This is a genomic window from Ruegeria sp. AO1, from assembly GCF_056535985.1.
Map to the genome: position 1 here is coordinate 3363664 of NZ_JBQFJC010000001.1, position 22341 is coordinate 3386004.

Genomic DNA, 22341 nt, shown 5'->3' on the forward strand with positions numbered 1-22341 from the left:
CCTGCAACAAAACCCTTATTCCGCGGCCTCGGCCTGAATGAAACCACCCGACTGGCGATGCCAGAACCGCGCATAGAGCCCGCCCTGATCCAAAAGCGCCTCATGCGTGCCAGCCTCAACGATCTGCCCCTGATCCAGCACAACGATCCGGTCCATCTCGCTGAGGGTGGACAAGCGGTGCGCGATGGCCAGCACGGTTTTGCCCTCCATCACCCGATGCAGCGCAGTCTGGATCGAGGCTTCGACCTCGGAATCGAGCGCCGAGGTCGCCTCGTCCAGCACAAGGATAGGGGCGTCCTTTAGAATTGCGCGCGCCAGGGCGATCCGCTGCCGTTGTCCACCGCTGAGCTTCACGCCCCGCTCACCGAGATGCGCGTCGTAGCCTTTCCGGCCTTGCGCGTCTTCGAGGCTTAGGATGAACTCATGCGCTTCAGCCTTCTCGGCGGCCTTGATCATCTCGGCCTCGGACGCATCGGGGCGGCCATACAGAATGTTCTCACGCGCCGATCTGTTAAACATGGCGGTTTCCTGCGTGACCATCCCGATCTGACGGCGCAGGCTGTCTTGCGTCACCTGCGACACATGCTGTCCGTCAATCAAAATTTCGCCTTTTTCCCCGTCATAGAGCCGCAACAACAGCGAAACGAGGGTGGATTTGCCTGCACCAGAGGCTCCGACGATGCCCAGCTTTTCACCCGGTGCGATCATTAGGTTCAGATCAGAAACGCCGCCGATATCCCGGCCATAGGCAAAGCTGACCGCCTGAAAGGCGATGCTGCCCTGAGAAATAGCAAGGTCCTTGGCTGCCGCAGCGTCCTCAACCCGATCCCACTTGGCCAGCGTTTTCATACCGTTTTCGATCTCGCCAACATTGGCGTAGAGACCCATCAGCGTGAAGCTGACCCAGCCCGTCATTTGGGAAATGCGGATCGCAACCGCACCCGCCGCCACAATATCCCCGGCCGTTGCCATGCCCAGTTGCCAAAGCCAAAGCGTTGCACCAAGTAACATCACGGGCAGAACACCTGCCAGAACCATCAGAATGAACCGGAACGCGGCAGAGAGTTTGCCGAAATCCAGAGACCTTTCGCGCAGGTCAACCATCGCGTTTCGCGCTGTCTGATCTTCGAACGCGGAGTGGGCAAACAGCTTGACGGTTTTGATATTGGTGATCGTATCCACCACCTGCCCCGACACCATGGCCCGTGCACCGGCCCGAGCGGCCGAGCGTTTGCGAATGCGGGGCAGATACCAGCGGACCAGCATGAAGTAGACCACCAGCCAACCGGCGAAGGGCAGCATCACCAACGGATGAATAGATCCTAACAAAAGCAAAGACCCCACAAGGGAAGCTAACGCAAACACAATCGCACTGATCGTTTCCGACACGACCGAGGCCATCGCGTTCGAGGTTTGCATCTGCTTCTGGGCAATCCGACCGGCAAAATCGTCGTCGAAATAGGTGACTGACTGGCCCAAGGTCCAACGGTTCAGCTTGGCTAGAACCAAGGGCGGGATGTTCGGCATGACAATGTAGTTGTTCGACACCGAGGACAGGCCGAACAGGATCGGACGGAACACCATAAAGAACGCTGCCGCGCCGACAATCATCCAGATATTCTCAGCGGTCAGAAAACGCTCGGGCCCGCCCGAGGTGGCGACATCAATGACCCGGCCCAGAATCCAGGCGGTGGCGGCCTCCATCGCACCAGCGATCGCCGAGAACGCCGCCGCGACAAACAGCATGGGCCAGGCGCCTGACAGACTCCAGCGAATGAACGCCCCCAGCGTTTGTGGTGGGGGCGTCTCGATGTTCTTGAACGGGTTGATGAGGTCGGCAACCCTCATTCAGCGGCCTCCGGATTCATGAAGCCGCCAGATTGCCGCGCCCAGAACTGCGCGTAAAGGCCACCCTGCGCCAAAAGATCGGCATGCGCGCCCTCTTCCACGATCCGGCCCGCATCCATCACCAGAATACGGTCCATCTGAGCGATGGTGCTGAGCCTGTGGGCAATGGCAATCACGGTTTTTCCTTGCATCATGCCGTAAAGGGTTTCCTGAATGGACGCTTCAACCTCGGAATCTAGGGCGGATGTCGCCTCATCCAACAGCAAAATCGGCGCGTCCTTCAGAATGACCCGGGCCAGCGTGACCCGCTGCCGCTGACCTCCTGATAGCTTAACGCCACGCTCACCCACATGCGCGTCATACCCGGTTCTGCCCTGAGGGTCCTGCAGGTCGAGGATGAACTCATGCGCCTCGGCCTGTTTGGACGCGGCGATCATCTGATCCTCAGTCGCATCCGGACGGCCATAGAGGATATTGTCGCGCACCGACCGGTGCAGCAAAGCGCTGTCTTGCTGGACCATGCCGATACGGCTGCGCAAACTGTCCTGCGTGACCTGCGCAATGTTCTGATTGTCGATCAGAATGGCTCCTCGCTCGACGTCATAAAATCGCAAAAGAAGCTTTACTAGGGTCGATTTTCCGGCCCCGGAGCGCCCGATCAGGCCAATCTTCTCACCCGGCTGAATGGTCAGATGGATGTGGTCCAAACCTCCGGCCTCACGCCCATAGTGGTGAGACAGATCGTTGATATCGATCTTGCCCTTGCTTAGTTGCAATGGCTTCGCCGTAGGCGCATCCAACAGGTCAATGGGCTGGGCGATGGTCTCCATCCCTTCGGCGACAATACCCAATTGGCGGAAGAAGCTGGTCAGCGCCCACATGATCCACCCGGTCATAGCGTTCAGGCGCAGGGTCAAGGCCGTTGCTGCCGCTACGACACCAACCGAGGCCGTGCCCTGCATCCACAGGGAAATCGCCCAACCCACGACGCCCACGATCAGCAGGCCGTTCAGAGTGACCAGAACCGCGTCCATTATGGTGAAGATCCGCATTTCGATCTGGAATGTGCGGCGCGTCTCTTCGATGGCTTCGCGGGCATAGTCCATCTCTTGCCGGCCATGGGCGAACATCTTGACCGAGTGAATATTGGTGTAGCTGTCCACCACACGCCCTGTCACGGTCGAGCGCGCGTCGGAAGCCGCCTTGGATGCCGGGCCAACGCGCTGGATCGTCCAGCGCACCAACAGCGCATAAAGCGCAAACCAGATCAGCAGGGGGATCAGCAATCGCGGGTCCGCTGCATACAGAAGAATCGCCGCGCCGATCAGATATGCCAGCGAGAACGAAATCGCGTCAAAGACCTGAAACACCACCTCGCCCGCGGCAGGAGGGGTCTGCATGATCCGGTTGGCAATCCGTCCGGCAAAGTCATTCTCGAACCAGCCAACCGACTGGCGCAAAACATGTTTATGCGCCCGCCAACGGATCAGCGTGCCAAAATTCGGTAGGATCGTGTTGTTGAGCAGCAGCACGTCGATCAAATGCAGCAACGGACGCAGCAGTAGGACAAACGCAGCCATCAGCAACAGCTCAGTCCCGTGATTCTGCCAGACCTCGGCCGGAGTGCCGCCCAGCAGGTCAACCACGCGGCCCATATAGGCGATCAACCCGATCTCAACCCCGGCAACGATGATCGAGATCAGCGCCGCCCAGGCAAACACCCGATAGAAGGGCCGCGAATAGTCCAGCATGAACGGCCACAGCTTGGTTGGTGGAGCGTCGGCTTCTTTATAGGGGCCAAAAGGGTCAACGAGGTTTTCGAAATAGCGAAACATAGAGGAGTGCTCCGATTGAGCAGAAAATTAGACATGCGAAGAAGAATGGCGCCTGAACACCACCCTATACGGGGTAAGCGTCCCGGCTTTAGCCGAACCAGATCCCGTAATACATTCGCAGTCCTCCATCTATGTGACAGCCGCACGTAAGCACAAACGTTCTGATTTGTCATCCCCTTTTGAGACTTCGCACTACCCGGCCAGCAAATCCTCGCGCGTCAGGGTAAAGTCAGATGCGATCCAGCTTGCTTCCAGATCGGCCAGTTTCTTGCCCAGCGCAGGGCCAGAAAAGCTGGGGATGAGGTCCGTCGCCTTGATCGGGAACTGCGCGGTGGCCCCGGAATGCAGCGCTGTGCGCAGATCTTCTGACCAGGGGCGCTCCAGAAACGCGCATCGCAGTAGTGTTTCGTGCAAGCCGCCCTCGTCGCCGTAGCGGTAGCCCAGTTCGGCCACACTGGTCGAGGCCTGCGCCTCATCCCGCATCCGGGTCAGGCGTTGCAATTGATTGCGGCTCAGGCGCAGCGTCTCCGCGTCCTCAGGCGCGGCGATGGCCGCCAGTCTGCGCACCGCGTCCGGTTCGGCACCTGCGGCCTGCTCAATGGCGACCAAAGGCGCCAAGGCGCGATCATCCGCGCCCGGCAGAAGCTGCGCCAGTACTCCCGTGCTGCGCATTGCGGCAACGGAAGGGGCCGGATCGGGCGCACCCAACAGTTTCAGCAACTCGGCCCCGACACGTTCCCGCGATAAGGTGGACAAACCGTCCAGGTTCGCTGCAATCGCGGCCAGAGCATCCGGATCGAACCCGGCCTCGACATCTCCGTACCAGGCATGAAACCGGAAGTAGCGCAGGGATCGTAGGTAGTCTTCGCGGATGCGGTTTTCTGCGGTCCCGATAAACCGCACACGACGCGCCTGAAGGTCCGGCAGGCCCAAAAGCGGGTCTAACACGATGCCATTTGGCTTTGCGTAGATGGCATTCATGGTGAAATCGCGCCGGGCTGCATCCTCTTCCACCTTGTCCGAGAAGGCCACGACCGCGCGGCGGCCATCGGTTTCCAAGTCACGGCGAAAGGTGGTGATCTCATGCGGGATGTGATTGCAGACCACAGTTATCGTTCCGTGATCAATCCCAGTAGGAATCGCCTTGAGCCCGGCGCTCTGCGCCAGCTCCAGCACCCTTTTGGGATGCGCATCCGTTGCGATATCAATGTCCGAAACCGGCGCGCCCAAAAGCGCGTTGCGCACGCATCCCCCAACAAACAGCGCTTGCGCGCCGCCATCCGTAAGGGCTGCGCATACCTTTTGTGTCGCAGGGTCCGAAACCCAAGCCGCGCTGATTTGCTTCATTCACTCACCCGTGCTGCAAGCCCGCGCAATATGCGGGCTGTCGCGCCCCAAATGTAATAAGGGCCATAGGGCACGGCGAAATACTTCCGTCTTGTCCCCTGCCAACGGCGCGACTCGATCACATAATTCGCAGGGTTCAGCACATGTGCAAGAGGGACCGAGAAAATTTCGTCGACTTCGCCGGGTTCAGGCACCGGGTCAAAGCCCTGCCGGATAATCGCCACCACCGGGGTGACCGAGAAGGACGTGACGGTTTCATGCGTGGGCAGAAAGCCCAAAACTTCGGGCAGGTCAGTGGGCAGACCGACCTCTTCCCGCGCCTCGCGCAGGGCAGCGGCGGTGACATCCGCGTCACCTTCATCCTGCTTGCCGCCGGGAAAGGCGATCTGGCCGGGGTGATGCTTCAGCGCCGAGGAGCGTTTGGTCAGGATCAGCCGTGGCATCCCGTCCGCGACCGTGATCGGCACCAGCACCCCCGCCGGGCGCAGTTTGCGCCCCGGCGGCAACACGGTGTCTGGGTTCAGGTCAAAATCACTGGACCCAAGACCCGGACGACCCAAAGCCGTCCGGAGTTGTGTCTCTAACTCAGACACTTTTGCTGTCTTCGGCGTCAAAGCCCACGGTGGCAGGGTCCAGCACGTAATGCGCACCACAGAACTGACAATCGGCCGTGACCTGACCTTCGGGGGTGGTCATCTTTTCAATGTCCTTGGCCGAATAGATCGACAGGCTTTGGCGTACACGCTCTTCTGAACAGGTGCAGCCAAACTGTACCTGCTGCGCGTCATAGACCCGTGGGTTTTCCTCGTGGAACAGACGCACCAGCAGATCGGTTGGCGCAATCGAAGGGCCGATCAGCTCAAGATCCTCGACCGTATCCAGCAGGATATTGACGCGGCCCCAGTTCTCACCTTCTTCGCCATCGACCAGATCAGTGGCGGTCAGGATCTCTCCGGTGCCTTCGCTGGACGCCGCAAAAGGCGACGCTTTGGGCATGTGCTGCAACATGATGCCGCCCGCGCGCCAATGCTCACCCACACCCGGCTCGGTCGATTTGCCGAAGCTCAGCGAGAACCGGGTGGGCAGCTGCTCGGACTGCGCAAAATAGGCTTCGGCGCAGGCACTGATCGAGCCTCCGGCCAGCGGAGTGATGCCCTGATAAGGCTGCGTGCCTTCGCCCTGATCGATCATGATCGCGAAATAGCCCTCGCCCACCTGATCAAAGGGAGCGCCATCGGTCAGACGATCACGGTCAAAACTGGCGTAAGCGCGGATGCGGGCCGGCTCACCCTCTTTCTGTGGTGCGTAGTAGTCGGTGGCAATCATGCGCACCGGACCCTTGGACTGCACCTGCAGCGACAGCTTCCAGCGAAGCGAGACAGTCTGGCCGATCAACGCGGTCAGCAGGGCCATCTCGGCCACCAGGGCCTCGACCTTTTCCGGATAGTCATGCTGTTTCAGGATGCCGTCCAACACGCCATCCAGACGGGCCACGCGCCCGCGCATGTCCGATACATCGAGTTGAAAGGGCAGGACGGTATCGTCCCACGCGATTTTTGTTCCAAGTGACATGGGGTTTCCTTACACGCCAAGCGTTGGCATACCGGCACCATATAGGTCGCAGAGATTGGGTTGTAAGGGGCCATACATGATCAGACGGTTCGGCGAAAGCCCTGAACCCGGGCGCAAGTATACTCGGCGGGTCGGTGTCTACGCTTTGCTGCCCCGCTCCAGGCACCTTCTTCTGACCTGCCAGACCGAACCGGGGCCGGATCTGCAATTGCCCGGCGGCGGTATTGATCCGGGCGAATCGCCGACAACCGCTCTGCACCGCGAAGTGTTCGAGGAAACGGGCTGGCTGATCGCGGCACCCCGTCGTGTCGGCGCGTTCCGCCGGTTCACCTATATGCCGGAATATGACCTTTGGGCCGAGAAGGTCTGCCTGATCTATCACGCGCGCCCAGTACGGCGACTGGGGCCACCGAGCGAACCGTTCCACGAAGCGCTCTGGATGCATACCGCCGACGCGGTTGAAACGCTGGGCAACGATGGCGATCGCCATTTCGCGATGTTGCATCTTCGCGGGCTTTAGATCGTTTCGGGTTTAGCCTGCGACGCGAATACCCTGCCACGCTTTCAGCGTTTTCGGGACATTTGTTTCACTTGATGATTCAGGTAAAATCCAAAACGCTTTAGGCCCCATTATATTCGAAGAACACGGCCGAGACATCGTCGCCCATACCGCTTTCAGGTGACATCACCTGTGTCAGGCGCCAGAACAGATCGTCCAGAAACTCAGGCCCGCCGCGACCCGCCGCACAGTCGAGCGCCATCTTCCGCAAGCCAGCCTCATCCAGCATTCCGCCTTCGGCCAAGGCGCATTCTGTGAACCCGTCTGAATGAAGCAGCAACCGGTCCCCCGGCTCCATCTTCGCCTCAATCTGCTGAAACTTCACATCCGGGATCAACCCTATGGGCAGCCCGCCTTCGCCCAGAAACTCTGTCGTGCCATCGCGTCGCAGCATCAACGGATGTGGATGCCCCGCCTGAACCATCCTGATATGCCCGTTGCGCAGATCGACAATCGCATAGACCATCGTAAAATATTCTTCGATCCCGGCATCCGCCAGCAATCGGCAATTCAGCATTCCTGCGACATCTTCCGGAGGGAGCAGGGCGTAGAACTTGTCAAACCGCTTTTCCATAGCAACGTTCTGATCGAAATGTTTGCTGGACAGATACCCGCCCAACCGTGCCGTCATCATCGCCGAGGTGATGCCGTGCCCGGACACATCAATGCTGTAGAACCCAAGGCGGTTCGGACCGGGTGAGAACATCCCTACCAGATCGCCGCCGATATGCCCGCAAGGTTTCAACAACAGACTGACACGCGATTTACCGAACTCTTGCGTAAGGTCCGGTACCAGCGATTCCTGTATCTTGCGGGCTTGGATCAGGTCCTTGTCGATGGCCTCATGCGCCAGTTTCAACTCTTGCAGCGCGGATTCGATCAGTCGGTTCTTCTCTGACAACTCACGTTGCATATCCAGAATCCGCGCCCCGGCCGAGATACGCGCGCGCAGCTCATCCGCCTCAAGCGGTTTGATCAGGAAATCATCCGCGCCCGCATCCAGACCCCGCGCCACCTCCTGCTTTTCACTTTTTGAGGTGAGCAGGATGAAATAGCTATAATGTTCGGCCTCAAGCGCGCGGAAGGCGCGGCAGAACTCAAGCCCGCTCATCCCCGGCATGACCCAATCGCTGAGCACAAGGTCTGGCGCGGCTTCGGTGCAGATATCTATCGCCGCCTCGCCATTGTCGACCTCAAGAACCTCAAAACCCCATTTCTTGAGCGAGGCCACCAGAATGCGCCGTTGCAGGCGGCTGTCATCTACCACCAGCACCCTCCGGATTGCACCGAAGTTCAGATCGGATCTGGTTTCCTCAAGACTTGCCGCTGGCACTCTGCAACCCCACACGCTTCCTTTTCTCGGGATGGTGCGACCCTACGCGTCTGGGGCTTAACATCGAGTGAAGGCCAATTGAGGCCGACGCTTAACCTGACATTTACTCAAGCCGGGCTACCAAGGGTTCATTCAATTCCGATGCAGGACGCGACCCATGATCCACTGGCCCCGAGTTCGACAGTTACGCGACGAGGTTGGCGCTGATGAGTTCAATGAGGTTGTCGAGATCTTTCTGGACGAGGTGCAGGAGGTCATCGCCCGCCTGCACGCAGACACCGCGCGTCAGGATCTTGAACAGAACCTGCATTTCCTGAAAGGCAGCGCCCTGAGCCTTGGGTTCGAGGTGTTTTCGAAGCTCTGTCAGGATGGCGAAAGGCTGGCGGCCTCGGGTGAGGCGGCAAAAGTCGATCTATCCGAAGTCCTTGCAGCGTTTGATGCATCGAAATCAGTATTTCAGGCCGAATTGACTGACAATCTGCACTAGATCACAAACTGCGCCAGCGTCTCGTCTTCAGTGATGTCGGTATACGTAAACCCGGCCTCGTCCAGATGCGCAAAGAGGCGGGCGAAATTCTCGGGCTTGCGGGTCTCGATCCCGATCAGGACCGAGCCGAAGTTTCGCGCCGATTTCTTCATGTATTCGAACCGCGCGATATCGTCTTCGGGGCCGAGGATGCTCAGGAACTCTTTCAGCGCGCCGGGGCGCTGTGGCAGGCGAAGGATGAAGTACTTTTTGACCCCGGAATAGCGCTGCGCTCTTTCCTTGACCTCGGGCAGACGCTCAAAATCGAAGTTGCCGCCAGAGGTGACGCAGACAACTGTTTTGCCGCGGATAAAGCTTTGCACATCGGCAACCGCCTCAATCGCCAACGCGCCAGCAGGTTCCAGCACGATGCCTTCCACGTTTAGCATCTCGACAATAGTGGTGCAGATGCGATCCTCTGACAGGACCAGCACATCCGACAGGTGGCGGTCTTTCAACAGCTCAAAGGGCTTGGCCCCGATCTTGCCGACCGCCGCGCCATCGACGAAATTGTCTACGTGATCCAAGGCAACCGGATGTCCCGCAGCCATTGCCGCGTGGAGGCACGCCCCACCTTTGGGTTCGACAAACAAACAGTGGGTCCGATCCCCGAACCAAGTAGCTACGCCCGACGACATACCGCCACCGCCGACTGGCAAGATCACATGGTCGGGCACACGGCCCAGCTGTTCCTCGATCTCGACCGCCAGAGAGGCCTGACCTTCGATCACATCCTCATCATCGAACGGCGACAGGAAATGCCCCCCTTCCTTTGCGCACCAGGCTTGTGCCGCAGCAAGCGTATCGTCGAAATAGTCACCGCTGAGGTGAACCTCGATATTGTCGCCGCCGAAAATACGGGTCTTCTGGATCTTCTGCTGAGGCGTGGTGACCGGCATGAAGATCACCCCCTTCACATCCAGATGCTTGCACATGAAGGCCACACCCTGCGCATGGTTTCCCGCGCTGGCACAGACAAACAGATCCTGCCCTTGCTGCTTGCGCATGGCATTGAACGCGCCCCGGATTTTGTAGGAGCGCACCGGGCTGAGGTCCTCTCGCTTGAGCCAGATGTCAGCACCGTAGCGGTCAGACAGATGGGCATTCCGCTGCAAAGGCGTTGCTGGAAACACAGAGCGCATCGCCTCTTCGGCAGCGCGGGCACGGGTCATGAAATCGCTCATGCCGGTTTCAGTGGCTTATCCTAAACAAAAGGGCAAGGAATACATATGTGTACGAACTACGACAGCGTGCGTTTTTCGATGAAGACGCCATAGAACGTTGTCAGGATGCTGACATTGATCAAAGGCACGATCAGCATACTGGCGAAAACCACCACCAAAGCGCCAATCACTGGGATGATCAGAAGCGCAGCGAACAGAAGCTGAAGCCCCATCTGGAACAACACCAGCAACACAACCAGCGCCACTATGGTGCCGTTCGCTCCGTCAGTTGCCCGCCACGCGTCAGTCAGTTTTAGCGGTTCACCTATTGCTGCGGCAGGCATGATCGGAGACACCCGGTAAAAGGCCACGGAAAGACCCACAACAACCAGAAGCCACGCCAATATGCCCATCGCAGCCGAGGCCTGCGTCAAAAATCCGATGAAAAGCATTGCCGGGATCAGGACGACCGCACCCAGCAAGGCCAGCATCGCCATCCGCCCAATGTAGGCGAGCATTCGATCCGATCTGAACGCGGGCAGAAAACCGGCCGGGTATTCTTCGAGCAGCACAAAACGATGCCAAGACACGACAATCCAAACCATGATCGCAAAAAGGGATGCCAGCACACAGAACAGGAAAGCGGTGACCGCACCCGGCGACGCTGCATCCGGCAGGCCGTTTGGTTCAGTCGAGATATCTTCGAAGGAAATACCAAACAGAAGACTGAATGCGATGATGGCCAAACCGCCGATCAATGCGGGGATCAACGTGATCTGAATCGCCTGTTTCAGATTCCGCAAAACCATCTTGATCGAATGCATGAAAATCTCGAACGCCAACATTTGGAAATGCCCCTGCTCAACTATCTCTTGTTCTTTGTCCAGCCGTTTCACCCCAATTCCCGGCCTGCGTCAATCCACACAGCTTGCCCCCGCCCACAAAACCCGTTAGGGGCCAATCGTCTTGCGAATAAGGGGAAGTCAGATGTCCGCGCCTAAGAAAGTTGTTCTGGCCTATTCCGGTGGCCTTGATACCTCGATCATTCTGAAATGGTTGCAGACCGAGTATGGTTGTGAGGTCGTCACCTTCACTGCCGATCTGGGTCAGGGTGAGGAACTGGAGCCCGCCCGCCAAAAGGCTGAGATGCTGGGAATTAAACCCGAAAACATCTATATCGAGGACATCCGCGAAGAGTTCGTGCGCGACTTCGTTTTCCCGATGTTCCGTGCAAATGCGCAGTACGAAGGCCTGTATCTGCTGGGCACTTCGATTGCGCGGCCCCTGATCTCGAAACGTCTGGTAGAGATCGCTCAGGAAACCGGTGCTGATGCCGTAGCACATGGCGCGACCGGCAAGGGCAACGATCAGGTTCGCTTTGAATTGGCCGCCTACGCACTGAATCCCGAAATCAAGGTCATCGCCCCTTGGCGCGAGTGGGATTTGACCAGCCGTACCCGTCTGATCGAATGGGCAGAAGCACATCAGATTCCGATCGCCAAGGACAAGCGCGGCGAGGCGCCCTTCTCGGTCGATGCCAACCTGCTGCACACCTCCTCCGAGGGCAAGGTTCTGGAAGACCCCGCCGATATGGCACCCGATTATGTCTATCAGCGCACCGTCCACCCCGAGGACGCGCCGAACGAGCCCGAATTCATCGAGATCGGTTTCGAAAAAGGCGACGCGGTTAGCATCAATGGCGAGGCGATGAGCCCGGCCACCATCCTGACCAAGCTGAACGAGTATGGCGGCAAGCACGGCATCGGTCGTCTGGACTTGGTCGAAGGCCGTTTTGTTGGCATGAAGTCGCGCGGTATCTACGAAACTCCGGGCGGCACCATCCTACTGGAAGCACACCGTGGGATCGAATCCATCACCATGGACCGTGGCGCGATGCACCTGAAAGACCAGCTGATGCCGCAATATGCCGAGCTGATCTATAACGGCTTCTGGTACTCGCCCGAACGCGAAATGCTGCAGGCCGCCATCGACAAAAGCCAAGAGCACGTCACCGGCACCGTGCGCGTGAAACTGTATAAAGGTCTGGCCTCGACCGTTGGCCGCTGGTCCGATCATTCGCTGTATTCCGAGGCACATGTGACCTTCGAGGAAGACGCCGGTGCCTATGATCAAACCGACGCCGCAGGCTTTATCCAGCTGAACGCGTTGCGTTTGAAACTGTTGGCGGCACGCGACAAACGTCTGTCTAAGTAACCTGGCAAACAGTTTAGAACTCAAAACCCCGGCAATCACACGGTTGCCGGGGTTTTCTTTTGCTCAACGGACCCAGCGTCATGCTTGCCGGATGTGGGGCCATGTCTTTACGCATACGTCAAGTTTGAAAGGACAGACCATGCTGCAAGAGATCGCCGACGGAATTCAAAAAGGGCTGAATGGCAAATGCTTTGACGGATCGCTCAAGTTCGATTGCGGCGATGCGGGCGTGATCGTGCTGGCTGACAATCAGGCTACCACGCAGGATCAGGATACCGATTGCACCATCCGCATCTCGCAGGACAACCTGACCAAGCTGCTCACCGGCAAGCTGAACCCGATGACCGGTGTTGCTATGGGTAAGCTCAAAATCTCGGGCAATATGGGTGTGGCGATGAAGCTGGGGCAGCTGCTGGGTTAGTCGCCTTCCGAGAACACATCAAACGCCTTCAGCGCCTTTGCGCTGTAGGCAAAAGAAGGGCCTCCGCCCATATAGGTCGCCATTGAGAGCGCCTCGCACAGTTCCTCGCGAGTGGCGCCAAGACGCACCAGTGATTTCACGTGAAACCCGATGCAGCTGTCGCAACGTGTGGCGATGGCAATGCCCAGCGCGATGAACTCTTTGGTTTTTTCGCTCAGGGCACCGTCGGTTTTGGCCGCCTTGCCCATCATCCCGAAACCGCGCACCGTTTCGGGGACCTCTTTCGAGAGGGTGCCGATATTGGCCTCGGTCTCGGCCATGAAGTCTTTCCAGTCCATACTGTGCCTCCTTATCCGCGTTCGTCCGCGCCCATGCGACGTTCCAGCCAGCGTACCCCGGCGCTGATGATCAGAACCAGGATCAGGTATTCAAATATCAGCAAGGTGTAGATTTCCAGCGGGCGGTATTCCGTCACCACCAGCTCATTCGCGCGGCGGGTCAGTTCCTGCATGCCGATGACACTGGCAAAGGCGCTCATCTTGACGATGTAGATGAACTGGTTGGCCAAGGGCGGCAGGATACGTCGGATCGCTTGCGGCAGAATCACGTAGCGCATCGTTTGCACGTAGTTCAGCCCGATGGTCTGGGCCGCCTCGCGCTGGCCGCGTGCGATGGATTGGATGCCGGCGCGGTAGATCTCGGCAGTAAAGGCACTGTCGGAAATCGCCAGGGTGATGATCGCGCCCCAGAATGGGTCAATCGGGATGTTCAGGCCCATCGACTGGAATACGATCGGCAGGCCATAGAACACCCAAAACAGCATGGGCAGCAGTGGAATTGCGCGAATGAACTCGACATAGACCCTGTTCAGCAGCCGCCAGCCGCGTTTCTCGGACAATCCGGGCAAGGCAACCAACAGGCCAATCACAATCGACAGCGCCGCCGCGATCAGAGAGATCAGGATCGTCGCGCCCATGCCTGAGATCAGGAATTTCACATTGGTCCAGCCCGAGTCAGTTCGCGGGTCGATGACATACCAGCCCCATGTCTGGGATGAGGAACAGCCTGCCAGCAGCAGAAGCGGTATGAGGAGAAGTGCTTTTTTCATCATACCCACTCAGTGCTGCAATATCTGGCTGAGGAACTTGCGGCACCGCTCCGAGGTTGGATTGGTGAAGAAATGCTCGGGCCTGCCCTGCTCCACGATCTCGCCCTCATCCATGAAGATCATCTTGTCCGCGACCTTGCGGGCAAACCCCATTTCATGAGTGACCACGACCATGGTCATGCCTTCATGCGCCAGCTCAACCATAACGTCCAGCACCTCGGCGATCATTTCTGGATCGAGGGCCGAAGTCGGCTCATCAAACAAAAGAACTTTCGGCTCCATGCAAAGGGATCGGGCAATGGCGACGCGTTGTTGCTGACCGCCGGACAGTTGGATGGGGCGTTTGTCGGCCTGATCGGGGATGTGAACACGCTCAAGATAATGGCGCGCGCGCTCTTCGGCCTGCGCTTGGCTCAGGCCCCTCGCCTTGATGGGGCCAAGTGTCAAGTTGTCTAGAACGCTCAGATGCGGGAACAGGTTGAACTGCTGAAACACCATGCCGACCTCGGACCGGATCGTGGTTGCGGATCTGGCGTCATCCTTCAGCTCGACGCCGTCAATGCGGATGGTGCCTTTCTGGTGTTTCTCCAATTGGTTGATACAGCGCACGACCGTGGACTTGCCCGAGCCGGACGGCCCGCAGATCACAACCTTTTCACCACTATTTACGGTGAGATTGATATTCTTGAGGACATGGAACGTATCGAACCACTTGTTCACATCGACAAGCTCGATGGTGGGGTCTGGCATTGGTCGATCTGTCCCTAGTTTGCGCGGGTGGATTGATTTATTGGGCCTGCGCCCCCTATCCCGCTTAAAACAACGAACTATATATGGCAGCAAGTCCAAGCTGCCACCAACAGGAGAATTAAATGAACACAATCTGGAGAGCAGCCGCAGCCACTGCGTTTGGTCTGGTCTTGTCAGGCGCAGCCCACGCGCAATCGGCACTGAACGAAATCCTGGATTCCGGTGTGTTGAAAGTCGGCACGACTGGTGACTGGAACCCAATGTCCCTGCGGGATCCGGCCACGAACAGCTACAAAGGCTATGACATCGACATCATGAACGAACTCGCCGCCGATCTGGGGGTTGAGGTCGAATACGTCCCGACCGATTGGAAAACACTGGTGAATGGTGTCGTGGCCAAGAAATATCACCTGACCGGCTCGGCCTCGATCTCGCCGCCGCGCATGAAGGTTGCCGGATTCTCGGACAGCTATATCTCGGTTGAGCTGTTTCCCTACACGACCAAGGACAAGGCCGATAAATTCGACGGCTATGAATCTATCAACCAGTCGGGTGTGACAGTCGCGACAACACTGGGCACCACCTTTGAGAAGCGTGTCCGCGAGTGGTTCCCGAATGCCGAAATCAAAGTGGTCGAAGCCCCCGCACGTGGATTTCAAGAGGTGATCGCCGGACGGGCAGATGTGTTCATCACATCGAACATCGAAGGCTCCACCCTGGAAGAGAAGTTCCCGATCGAGCGTGTGAAGAACGCTGGTCCTCGTTCCCCTTCACCCATCGCGATGATCCTGCCGCAGGATGATCAGGTCTGGATCAACTATGTGAACAACTGGATTGAGGTGAAGAAAGCCCAGGGCTTCTTTGAGGAAAACCAGAAGAAATGGGGTCTGTGATCCTGCCAACGCCCGGCCTAACAGCCGGGCGTTTTCTTGCCCTCCCCATGGGTAAACAGGTCGGTCAATAAACTCAGGTCACCAGCGCGTGACATTCCATGTCAGGCAATTGCAACTTGTTAGAACACCGGTCACCTTGAGTCTCGGAAGGAGACATACCATGACCCGGACTGCATATCTCGACTACCTCAAACCCGCCCTGTTGTTCACCTTGATTGCACTGGCCGCAACCTTGCGCGCCGTTCCGGCCCCGGCTGCAGGGACCGAGACCCTGACGGTTGCCGGCGGATGCTTCTGGTGTGTTGAATCCGATTTCGAATCCGTACCCGGCGTCATAGGCGCTGTGTCCGGATTCACGGGTGGCTCTGTCTCCAACCCGACCTATGATCAGGTGACCAAAGGCGGCACGGGTCATTACGAGGCGGTTCAGATCACGTTTGACCCCGCACGCGTCTCACGTGAAACACTGCTGAACATGTTCTTCCGCTCGGTCGATCCTACAGATGCAGGCGGTCAGTTCTGCGACCGCGGAGAGAGCTACCGCACCGCAGTTTTCGTCTCTAACGCAGGGGAAAAAGCACTTGCGCAACAGGCAAAGACCAACGCGCAACGAGCCCTCGGCCAAACGGTCGTCACCCCGATCCTGCAGGAGGGCGCGTTTTATCCGGCTGAAGCATACCATCAGGACTACTACAAAGGCGACAAGCTGGTGTTCACCCGCTTTGGCCCCAAACGCCAGAAGAACGCCTATAAAGCCTACCGCAATGCCTGCGGTCGGGATGCTCGGGTGAAGCAGCTTTGGGGAAGTGACGCGCCCTTTGCCGGATCTTAATCCAACTGCGCGTCCCGGACTTCCCTCAGATCCGGAATGACATCTGCAGTGCCGTGCCGCGTGACCATCAAGGCTGCGGCGCGGTTTGCTTGTAGAATGGCCTGTTCCATCGGCATGCCACGGTCCATCCCAGCTAAAACATAGCCGGTGAATGTGTCCCCTGCGCCTGTCGTATCCACCGCCTGCACCTTGTGAGCCGCGAAATCCACGGGGTCACAACCTTGCTGCAAATATCGCGCGCCTTTCGACCCAAGCGTAACGATCACATGGCGCACCGGTAGTTCCGCTGCATCCAGCCCGGTTTCCTGCCGCAATTGCTCGGCCTCGACTTCGTTGAGGATCAGGAAATCCAGATAAGGCAGAACCTCTTGTACCGATTGCGCCTGAAACGGCGCGGCGGCGTAGCAGACGGTCAGGCCAAGCTCATGCCCCAGACGGGCCGCTTCGACCTGAGCGTTGGTTTCGTTCTGCAAAACCAGAATATCTCCGGTATTGGCCGAGGCCAGCGCCTGCCCGATCTGCGCTTTGTCCAACGCGTGGTTGGCCCCGGGGTAGAGGATGATCAGGTTCTCACCCTGCGCGTCCACAGCAATGATTGCGTGACCGGTGGGCACATCCACCTCAGCGATGAACCGCGTGTCGACGCCATATTCCGTCAGCCGATCCTTGGCCCAGCGCCCGTCCGGACCGACAGCACCGATATGGCTGACTCGGGATCCCGCGCGCGATCCGGCAACGGACATATTGGCCCCTTTGCCGCCCAGAAACCGCTCTAGCCCCTCTGCCGCCAAAGTCTCACCCGCCGCAGGCAAGTGCGGCAGGCCATAAACCATGTCGGCATTGATCGAGCCTAGGTTCAAAATCGTCATGACTTGCCAATATCGCAGGAGGCCAGAATGGCCATGTTGAGGATATCATTGGCCGTCGACACGGTCGAACAGATCTGAATCGGCTTATCGACACCAGACAGGATCGGGCCAATCACGGTTGCTCCGCCCATTTCTTGCATCAGTTTGGTCGAGATCGAGGCCGAGTGCCGCGCGGGGACGATCAGAATATTGGCCGGGCCGGTCAGGCGCTGGAACGGATATCCGGCCTGCTGATCCACGTTCAGGGCAACATCGACGGTCATCTCGCCTTCGTATTCGAAATCAACGCCACGCTGGTCCAGAACGGCAGGCGCACGGTGCATCTTTTCGGCCCGTTCCGAGACCGGATAGCCAAAGGTCGAGAAGCTGACAAAAGCCACGCGGGGTTCGAGCCCCATATGGCGGGCCACGTCGGCCGAGCGTTCAGCGATATTGGCCAAATCATTCTCATCCGGCCATTCATGCACGAGCGTATCGCCGATCAGAACAATGCGCCCCTTGTGCAGCAACGCCGTCACGCCCGCCGCGCCATGGGCAGCGTCAGCATCGAAGACATGGTTGATCCGGTCCAACACATGGGCTGATTTGCGCGTCGCCCCCGTCACCAGACCGTCGCCATGCCCATGCGCCAGCATGAGGGATGAGAACACATGCCGATCCCGGGCCGCCAGACGGTGGATATCCTTGGGGTCAAAACCTTTGCGTTGCAAACGGTTGTACAGGAAATTCGAGTAGGCCTCGAGATGCGCGGTGTTGGCGGCGTTCACCACCTCAAGCTCACGCACCGCATCGCCAAGACCGGCTTCTTCCAGCTTGGTTTTCACATCATCAGGACGCCCCACAACCAGCGCCTTGCCAAAGCCCGAGCGCTGATAGGTCACCGCCGCGCGCAACACGCGCGGATCGTCGCCCTCTGCAAAGATCATGCGGCTTTGTGCCTGGCGGGCACGGGCGTTCAGGCCGCGCAGGATGCTGGCGGTCGGGTCCATGCGTGACTTGAGGCTCAGCTCATAAGCCTCCATGTCGATGATCGGACGGCGGGCCGCTCCGGTATCCATCCCGGCCTTTGCGACCGCCGGAGGGATGCGGTGGATCAGGCGCGGGTCAAACGGCGTCGGGATGATATAATCGCGACCAAAGGTCAGCGACTTGCCGTAGGCCATGGCGACCTCGTCCGGCACATCCTCACGCGCCAGAAGGGCCAGAGCATGGGCACAAGCGATCTTCATCTCGTCATTGATGGCGCGCGCGTGGATATCAAGCGCACCGCGGAACAAGTATGGGAAGCCCAAAACGTTGTTCACCTGGTTGGGATAGTCGCTGCGCCCGGTGGCAACGATCGCGTCAACGCGGACCTCATGCGCCTCTTCCGGCGTGATCTCGGGATCGGGGTTCGCCATGGCAAAAATGACCGGGTTGTCGGCCATCGACGCAACCATATCCTGCGTCACAGCCCCTTTGACCGACACGCCCAAAAAGACGTCCGCGCCGTTCATCGCCTCTTCCAGCGTGCGCAGGTCCGTGGTGATCGCGTGGGCCGATTTCCACTGGTTCATCCCCTCGGTCCGGCCCTGATAGATCACGCCCTTGGTGTCGCAGACGATGCAGTTTTCATGCCGCGCGCCCATCGCCTTGAGCAGTTCGATACAGGCAATCCCCGCAGCCCCCGCACCGTTCAGAACGATTTTCACGTCCTCGATCTTCTTGCCCGAGATATGCAGCGCGTTCAGCAGACCCGCCGCACAGATCACCGCCGTGCCGTGCTGGTCATCGTGAAAGACGGGGATGTCCATCTCTTCCTTGAGGCGCTGTTCGATGATGAAACATTCCGGCGCCTTGATGTCTTCGAGGTTGATGCCACCAAAGGTCGGCCCCATCAGACGCACCGCGCGGCAGAATTCATCCGGGTCTTCGGTGTCCAGCTCGATATCGATCGAGTTCACATCGGCGAACCGTTTGAACAGTACGGATTTCCCTTCCATCACAGGTTTCGAGCCGAGCGCGCCAAGATTGCCAAGACCCAGCACGGCGGTCCCGTTCGAGATCACAGCAACCAGATTGCCCTTGTTGGTATAGTCATAAGCGGTCTCGGGCGCTTCGGCGATTGCTTCACATGGAACAGCAACGCCGGGGCTATAGGCCAGCGAAAGATCGCGCTGTGTGGTCATGGGAACGGTGGCCTGCACCTCCCACTTGCCTGGGGTCGGGTCAAGGTGAAAGGCCAACGCCTCTTCTTTGGTGATCTTCGCTTTGGGCATCTTAAATGTCGTTTCCATGACTTCGGGGCTGATGCGTCATAGCGCAGCCACGCGCGGGCCTCAACGAGAATGAGTTTTCGGCTTTTACAGAAGATGGGGGATTTGTAAGGTCACGTCCGGAACACGCCAGAAGGGGGCCGCTTTTGTCCACAGTCACGCCGATGATGGCGCAGTATCTCGAGATCAAGGAGGCCCATGCCGACGCCCTGCTGTTCTACCGCATGGGCGATTTCTACGAGATGTTTTTTGAGGACGCCGTCAACGCCGCCGAAGCGCTGGACATCGCTCTGACCAAGCGCGGCAAACACAATGGCGACGATATCCCGATGTGCGGTGTCCCGGTTCACGCGGCTGAGGGCTATTTGCTGACCCTCATCCGCAAAGGGTTTCGCGTGGCCGTCTGCGAACAGATGGAAAGCCCGGCTGAAGCGAAGAAAAGAGGCTCTAAATCGGTGGTAAGGCGCGATGTCGTGCGTCTGGTAACGCCCGGCACGCTGACCGAAGACGCCCTGCTGGAAGCCCGCCGCCACAACTTTCTGGCCACATATGCCGAGGTCCGTGATGAGGCCGCACTCGCCTGGGCCGATATCTCGACCGGGGCGTTTCACGTGATGCCTTTGACCTCCGTGCGCCTCAGCCCAGAGTTGGCACGTTTGGCGCCATCCGAGTTGATCGTTGCCGATGGGATGGAGCAATCGCTAAACGAAACCGTCCGCGATCTGGGAATCTCGCTGACGCCTGTTGGACGGGCCAGTTTCGACAGTACCGCGGCGGAAAAACGCATCTGCGGGCTGTTTCACGTGGGCGCGCTGGAGGCGTTCGGCTCCTTTGGACGGGCCGAAGTGTCGGCCATGGGTGCCCTGATCGACTATCTTGAGATCACGCAGAAGGGCAAACTGCCCCTGCTGCAAACACCCTTGAAGGAATCCGAAGACCGCGTGGTGCAGATCGACGCCGCCACGCGGCGTAATCTGGAGTTGACCCGATCCCTGTCGGGCGGTCGCGCCGGATCGTTGTTGTCGGTTGTTGACCGCACAGTCACGCCGGGCGGGGCACGGTTGCTGGAACAGCGCCTCTCAAGCCCGTCCCGCAATTTGGATGTGATCCATGCCCGTCTCGACGCGGTCGGCTTTACCGCCGAAGACAGCCTGATCGCCTCGGACCTGCGCGAGGCCCTGCGCAAAACCCCCGATCTGTACCGCGCCCTGTCTCGCCTGTCGCTTGAACGTGGCGGGCCTCGCGATCTGGCCGCCATCCGCAACGGCCTGACCCAAGCCGCTGCAATTGCAGGCATTTGCGAAGGGCAGAATCTTCCGGTCCTGCTGGCAACTGCCTTGCAAAACCTTGTTGGCTTCGACGACCTCCTGAACCTGCTGGATGAGGCTTTGGTGGCCGAACCGCCCCTGCTGGCCCGCGACGGAGGTTTCATCGCCCCCAGCTTTGACCCCGAACTTGACGAAGCACGCACCCTGCGCGACGAAGGACGATCCGTCATCGCCGGGTTTCAGCAGAAATATGCGGAACACACCGGCATCACCTCGCTGAAGATCAAGCACAACAACGTGCTGGGCTATTTCATCGAAACCACGGCCACCCATGCCGAGAAGATGCTGAACCCGCCATTCTCCGAGACCTATATCCATCGTCAAACCACCGCCAACCAGGTGCGGTTTACCACCGTCGAACTCTCGGAAATCGAAAGCCGTATCTTGAATGCTGGAAACTTGGCGCTTGAGATTGAAAAGAGGCTCTATAAAAGGCTTTCTGACGAAATTTTGGCCCTCGCCGCCCGCCTCAACCAAGCCGCCAGAGGACTGGCCGAGCTGGATCTAACCACCGCGCTGGCCGATCTTGCGCGCGGTGAGAATTGGTGTCGCCCACAGGTCGACACCTCGCGCGCCTTTGAGGTTCAGGGCGGACGTCACCCGGTGGTCGAACACGCGCTGCGCCAGCAAAGCGGCGACGCATTCGTCGCAAATGACTGCGATCTCAGTGCCGAAGACGGAGCCGCCATTTGGTTGTTGACCGGTCCCAACATGGCCGGTAAATCAACCTTCCTCCGCCAGAACGCTCTGATCGCCCTACTGGCCCAAATGGGCAGCTACGTCCCTGCGGAACAGGCCCATATCGGCCTTATCAGCCAGCTTTTCAGCCGCGTCGGAGCCTCTGACGATCTGGCCCGAGGTCGCTCGACCTTCATGGTCGAAATGGTCGAAACGGCCGCCATTCTGAACCAGGCCGACGACCGCGCACTGGTCATTCTGGATGAAATCGGTCGCGGCACCGCCACCTATGACGGCCTCTCCATCGCCTGGGCCACATTAGAGCACCTGCACGCCGCCAACCAATGCCGCGCCTTGTTTGCCACGCATTACCACGAACTCACCGCGCTTGCTGGAAAGCTTAAAGGCGTCGAAAACGCCACCGTCGCCGTGAAGGAATGGGAAGGTGAGGTCATCTTCCTGCACGAGGTCCACAAAGGCGCCGCCGACCGGTCCTATGGCGTACAAGTCGCCCAGCTGGCGGGCCTGCCTGCCTCAGTCGTCGAACGTGCCCGCATCCTATTGGATCAACTGGAAAAAACCGAGCGTGAGGGTGGTAAACAAAAATCCCTAATCGACGACCTCCCGCTTTTTTCAGCCGCGCCACCGCCGCCGCCTGCACCGAAAGCCTCACCGGTCGCAGACATGCTGAACGACATCCTGCCAGACGAATTGACCCCGCGCGAAGCCCTCGACCTGATCTACAAACTAAAAGAGGCGGCCAAATCCTGACCGCCCCTTCTTCTGTTCAAAAATACCTCCGCCGGAGGC

Annotated in this window: 20 protein-coding genes; 7 read left to right on the top strand and 13 right to left on the bottom strand. The window is 58.8% G+C overall.

The features are described 5' to 3' along the window. Nucleotides 1-15 precede the first annotated feature (15 nt). The 5 genes from ACR3FB_RS16765 to hslO form a co-directional block, all read right to left on the bottom strand. The gene (locus ACR3FB_RS16765; protein WP_480566082.1) at nt 16-1848 is read right to left on the bottom strand and encodes an ABC transporter ATP-binding protein; all 1833 of its coding nucleotides are present in this window, start codon (nt 1846-1848) and stop codon (nt 16-18) included. Continuing rightward, the gene (locus ACR3FB_RS16770; protein WP_480566080.1) at nt 1845-3683 is read right to left on the bottom strand and encodes an ABC transporter ATP-binding protein; all 1839 of its coding nucleotides are present in this window, start codon (nt 3681-3683) and stop codon (nt 1845-1847) included. The genes ACR3FB_RS16765 and ACR3FB_RS16770 overlap by 4 nt, the downstream gene beginning before the upstream one ends. 192 nt (nt 3684-3875) lie before the next feature. Then, on the bottom strand, nt 3876-5030 hold the full coding sequence (locus tag ACR3FB_RS16775) for a CCA tRNA nucleotidyltransferase (protein ID WP_480566078.1): 1155 nt from the start codon (nt 5028-5030) through the stop codon (nt 3876-3878). Continuing rightward, on the bottom strand, nt 5027-5623 hold the full coding sequence (locus ACR3FB_RS16780) for a CoA pyrophosphatase (RefSeq protein ID WP_480566076.1): 597 nt from the start codon (nt 5621-5623) through the stop codon (nt 5027-5029). Before ACR3FB_RS16780 ends, ACR3FB_RS16775 begins: the two co-directional genes overlap by 4 nt. Next, nucleotides 5616-6602 (bottom strand): Hsp33 family molecular chaperone HslO, encoded by a 987-nt coding sequence (hslO, locus tag ACR3FB_RS16785; protein ID WP_170667592.1) that lies wholly within the window; start codon nt 6600-6602, stop codon nt 5616-5618. Before hslO ends, ACR3FB_RS16780 begins: the two co-directional genes overlap by 8 nt. A gap of 76 nt (nt 6603-6678) precedes the next feature. On the opposite strand from hslO, the gene ACR3FB_RS16790 reads away from it, so the two are divergent. Then, on the top strand, nt 6679-7122 hold the full coding sequence (locus tag ACR3FB_RS16790; RefSeq protein ID WP_480566074.1) for an NUDIX hydrolase: 444 nt from the start codon (nt 6679-6681) through the stop codon (nt 7120-7122). 100 nt (nt 7123-7222) lie between these two features. Here the strand turns inward: ACR3FB_RS16790 and ACR3FB_RS16795 are convergent, their stop codons facing one another. Further along, complete coding sequence (locus tag ACR3FB_RS16795) at nt 7223-8434, bottom strand: PP2C family protein-serine/threonine phosphatase (RefSeq protein WP_480566301.1); 1212 nt, start codon at nt 8432-8434, stop codon at nt 7223-7225. A 217-nt stretch (nt 8435-8651) separates the two neighbouring features. Between ACR3FB_RS16795 and ACR3FB_RS16800 the strand changes: the two genes are divergently transcribed. Further along, the gene (locus ACR3FB_RS16800) at nt 8652-8981 is read left to right on the top strand and encodes an Hpt domain-containing protein (RefSeq protein ID WP_480566072.1); all 330 of its coding nucleotides are present in this window, start codon (nt 8652-8654) and stop codon (nt 8979-8981) included. On the opposite strand, the gene ilvA is transcribed toward ACR3FB_RS16800, so the two are convergent. After that, nucleotides 8978-10204: a threonine ammonia-lyase IlvA gene (gene ilvA / locus ACR3FB_RS16805; RefSeq protein ID WP_480566070.1), complete on the bottom strand. Its 1227-nt coding sequence runs from the start codon at nt 10202-10204 to the stop codon at nt 8978-8980. The two genes, ACR3FB_RS16800 and ilvA, sit on opposite strands and share 4 nt — an antisense overlap. 56 nt (nt 10205-10260) lie before the next feature. Continuing rightward, nucleotides 10261-11079 (bottom strand): hypothetical protein, encoded by an 819-nt coding sequence (locus ACR3FB_RS16810; RefSeq protein WP_480566068.1) that lies wholly within the window; start codon nt 11077-11079, stop codon nt 10261-10263. Between the two features lie 91 nt (nt 11080-11170). On the opposite strand from ACR3FB_RS16810, the gene ACR3FB_RS16815 reads away from it, so the two are divergent. Both ACR3FB_RS16815 and ACR3FB_RS16820 read left to right on the top strand, forming a co-directional pair. Next, a complete protein-coding gene (locus tag ACR3FB_RS16815; protein WP_170470725.1) occupies nt 11171-12397 on the top strand; it encodes an argininosuccinate synthase in 1227 nt (408 codons plus the stop codon). Between the two features lie 139 nt (nt 12398-12536). Then, nucleotides 12537-12818 (top strand): SCP2 sterol-binding domain-containing protein, encoded by a 282-nt coding sequence (locus tag ACR3FB_RS16820; RefSeq protein WP_425084075.1) that lies wholly within the window; start codon nt 12537-12539, stop codon nt 12816-12818. Here the strand turns inward: ACR3FB_RS16820 and ACR3FB_RS16825 are convergent. The 3 genes from ACR3FB_RS16825 to ACR3FB_RS16835 are packed head-to-tail and all read right to left on the bottom strand — an operon-like array spanning nt 12815 to nt 14676. Beyond that, entirely contained in the window at nt 12815-13156 is a 342-nt protein-coding gene (locus ACR3FB_RS16825; RefSeq protein WP_170462857.1) for a carboxymuconolactone decarboxylase family protein, read from the bottom strand. The two genes, ACR3FB_RS16820 and ACR3FB_RS16825, sit on opposite strands and share 4 nt — an antisense overlap. An 11-nt stretch (nt 13157-13167) precedes the next feature. Further along, nucleotides 13168-13926 carry an amino acid ABC transporter permease gene (locus tag ACR3FB_RS16830; RefSeq protein ID WP_170380218.1) on the bottom strand — a complete coding sequence of 253 codons (759 nt, stop codon included), beginning with the start codon at nt 13924-13926 and terminating at the stop codon, nt 13168-13170. A gap of 9 nt (nt 13927-13935) precedes the next feature. After that, a complete protein-coding gene (locus ACR3FB_RS16835) occupies nt 13936-14676 on the bottom strand; it encodes an amino acid ABC transporter ATP-binding protein (protein ID WP_480566066.1) in 741 nt (246 codons plus the stop codon). A 122-nt stretch (nt 14677-14798) separates the two neighbouring features. On the opposite strand from ACR3FB_RS16835, the gene ACR3FB_RS16840 reads away from it, so the two are divergent. After that, nucleotides 14799-15569 (top strand): transporter substrate-binding domain-containing protein, encoded by a 771-nt coding sequence (locus ACR3FB_RS16840; RefSeq protein ID WP_480566064.1) that lies wholly within the window; start codon nt 14799-14801, stop codon nt 15567-15569. A gap of 160 nt (nt 15570-15729) precedes the next feature. Continuing rightward, on the top strand, nt 15730-16401 hold the full coding sequence (gene msrA, locus ACR3FB_RS16845) for a peptide-methionine (S)-S-oxide reductase MsrA (RefSeq protein ID WP_480566062.1): 672 nt from the start codon (nt 15730-15732) through the stop codon (nt 16399-16401). Here the strand turns inward: msrA and ACR3FB_RS16850 are convergent. Next, nucleotides 16398-17270 carry a ribokinase gene (locus ACR3FB_RS16850; protein ID WP_480566060.1) on the bottom strand — a complete coding sequence of 291 codons (873 nt, stop codon included), beginning with the start codon at nt 17268-17270 and terminating at the stop codon, nt 16398-16400. The genes msrA and ACR3FB_RS16850 overlap by 4 nt on opposite strands. Continuing rightward, nucleotides 17267-19528 (bottom strand): NADP-dependent malic enzyme, encoded by a 2262-nt coding sequence (locus ACR3FB_RS16855; RefSeq protein WP_480566058.1) that lies wholly within the window; start codon nt 19526-19528, stop codon nt 17267-17269. Before ACR3FB_RS16855 ends, ACR3FB_RS16850 begins: the two co-directional genes overlap by 4 nt. A 161-nt stretch (nt 19529-19689) precedes the next feature. Between ACR3FB_RS16855 and mutS the strand changes: the two genes are divergently transcribed. Next, on the top strand, nt 19690-22302 hold the full coding sequence (gene mutS / locus ACR3FB_RS16860) for a DNA mismatch repair protein MutS (RefSeq protein ID WP_480566300.1): 2613 nt from the start codon (nt 19690-19692) through the stop codon (nt 22300-22302). Nucleotides 22303-22341: the final 39 nt, after the last annotated feature.

Bases quoted from the DNA above. Each gene is read 5' to 3' on its own strand.
- ACR3FB_RS16820 (WP_425084075.1), top strand. From the start codon at position 12,537: ATGCTGCAAGAGATCGCCGACGGAATTCAAAAAGGGCTGAATGGCAAA.
- ilvA (WP_480566070.1), bottom strand. From the start codon at position 10,204: ATGAGCGATTTCATGACCCGTGCCCGCGCTGCCGAAGAGGCGATGCGC.
- ACR3FB_RS16835 (WP_480566066.1), bottom strand. From the start codon at position 14,676: ATGCCAGACCCCACCATCGAGCTTGTCGATGTGAACAAGTGGTTCGAT.
- msrA (WP_480566062.1), top strand. From the start codon at position 15,730: ATGACCCGGACTGCATATCTCGACTACCTCAAACCCGCCCTGTTGTTC.
- ACR3FB_RS16765 (WP_480566082.1), bottom strand. From the start codon at position 1,848: ATGAGGGTTGCCGACCTCATCAACCCGTTCAAGAACATCGAGACGCCC.
- ACR3FB_RS16830 (WP_170380218.1), bottom strand. From the start codon at position 13,926: ATGAAAAAAGCACTTCTCCTCATACCGCTTCTGCTGCTGGCAGGCTGT.
- ACR3FB_RS16770 (WP_480566080.1), bottom strand. From the start codon at position 3,683: ATGTTTCGCTATTTCGAAAACCTCGTTGACCCTTTTGGCCCCTATAAA.
- ACR3FB_RS16775 (WP_480566078.1), bottom strand. From the start codon at position 5,030: ATGAAGCAAATCAGCGCGGCTTGGGTTTCGGACCCTGCGACACAAAAG.
- ACR3FB_RS16855 (WP_480566058.1), bottom strand. From the start codon at position 19,528: ATGCCCAAAGCGAAGATCACCAAAGAAGAGGCGTTGGCCTTTCACCTT.
- ACR3FB_RS16850 (WP_480566060.1), bottom strand. From the start codon at position 17,270: ATGACGATTTTGAACCTAGGCTCGATCAATGCCGACATGGTTTATGGC.
- mutS (WP_480566300.1), top strand. From the start codon at position 19,690: ATGATGGCGCAGTATCTCGAGATCAAGGAGGCCCATGCCGACGCCCTG.
- ACR3FB_RS16800 (WP_480566072.1), top strand. From the start codon at position 8,652: ATGATCCACTGGCCCCGAGTTCGACAGTTACGCGACGAGGTTGGCGCT.
- ACR3FB_RS16840 (WP_480566064.1), top strand. From the start codon at position 14,799: ATGAACACAATCTGGAGAGCAGCCGCAGCCACTGCGTTTGGTCTGGTC.
- hslO (WP_170667592.1), bottom strand. From the start codon at position 6,602: ATGTCACTTGGAACAAAAATCGCGTGGGACGATACCGTCCTGCCCTTT.
- ACR3FB_RS16790 (WP_480566074.1), top strand. From the start codon at position 6,679: ATGATCAGACGGTTCGGCGAAAGCCCTGAACCCGGGCGCAAGTATACT.
- ACR3FB_RS16825 (WP_170462857.1), bottom strand. From the start codon at position 13,156: ATGGACTGGAAAGACTTCATGGCCGAGACCGAGGCCAATATCGGCACC.
- ACR3FB_RS16815 (WP_170470725.1), top strand. From the start codon at position 11,171: ATGTCCGCGCCTAAGAAAGTTGTTCTGGCCTATTCCGGTGGCCTTGAT.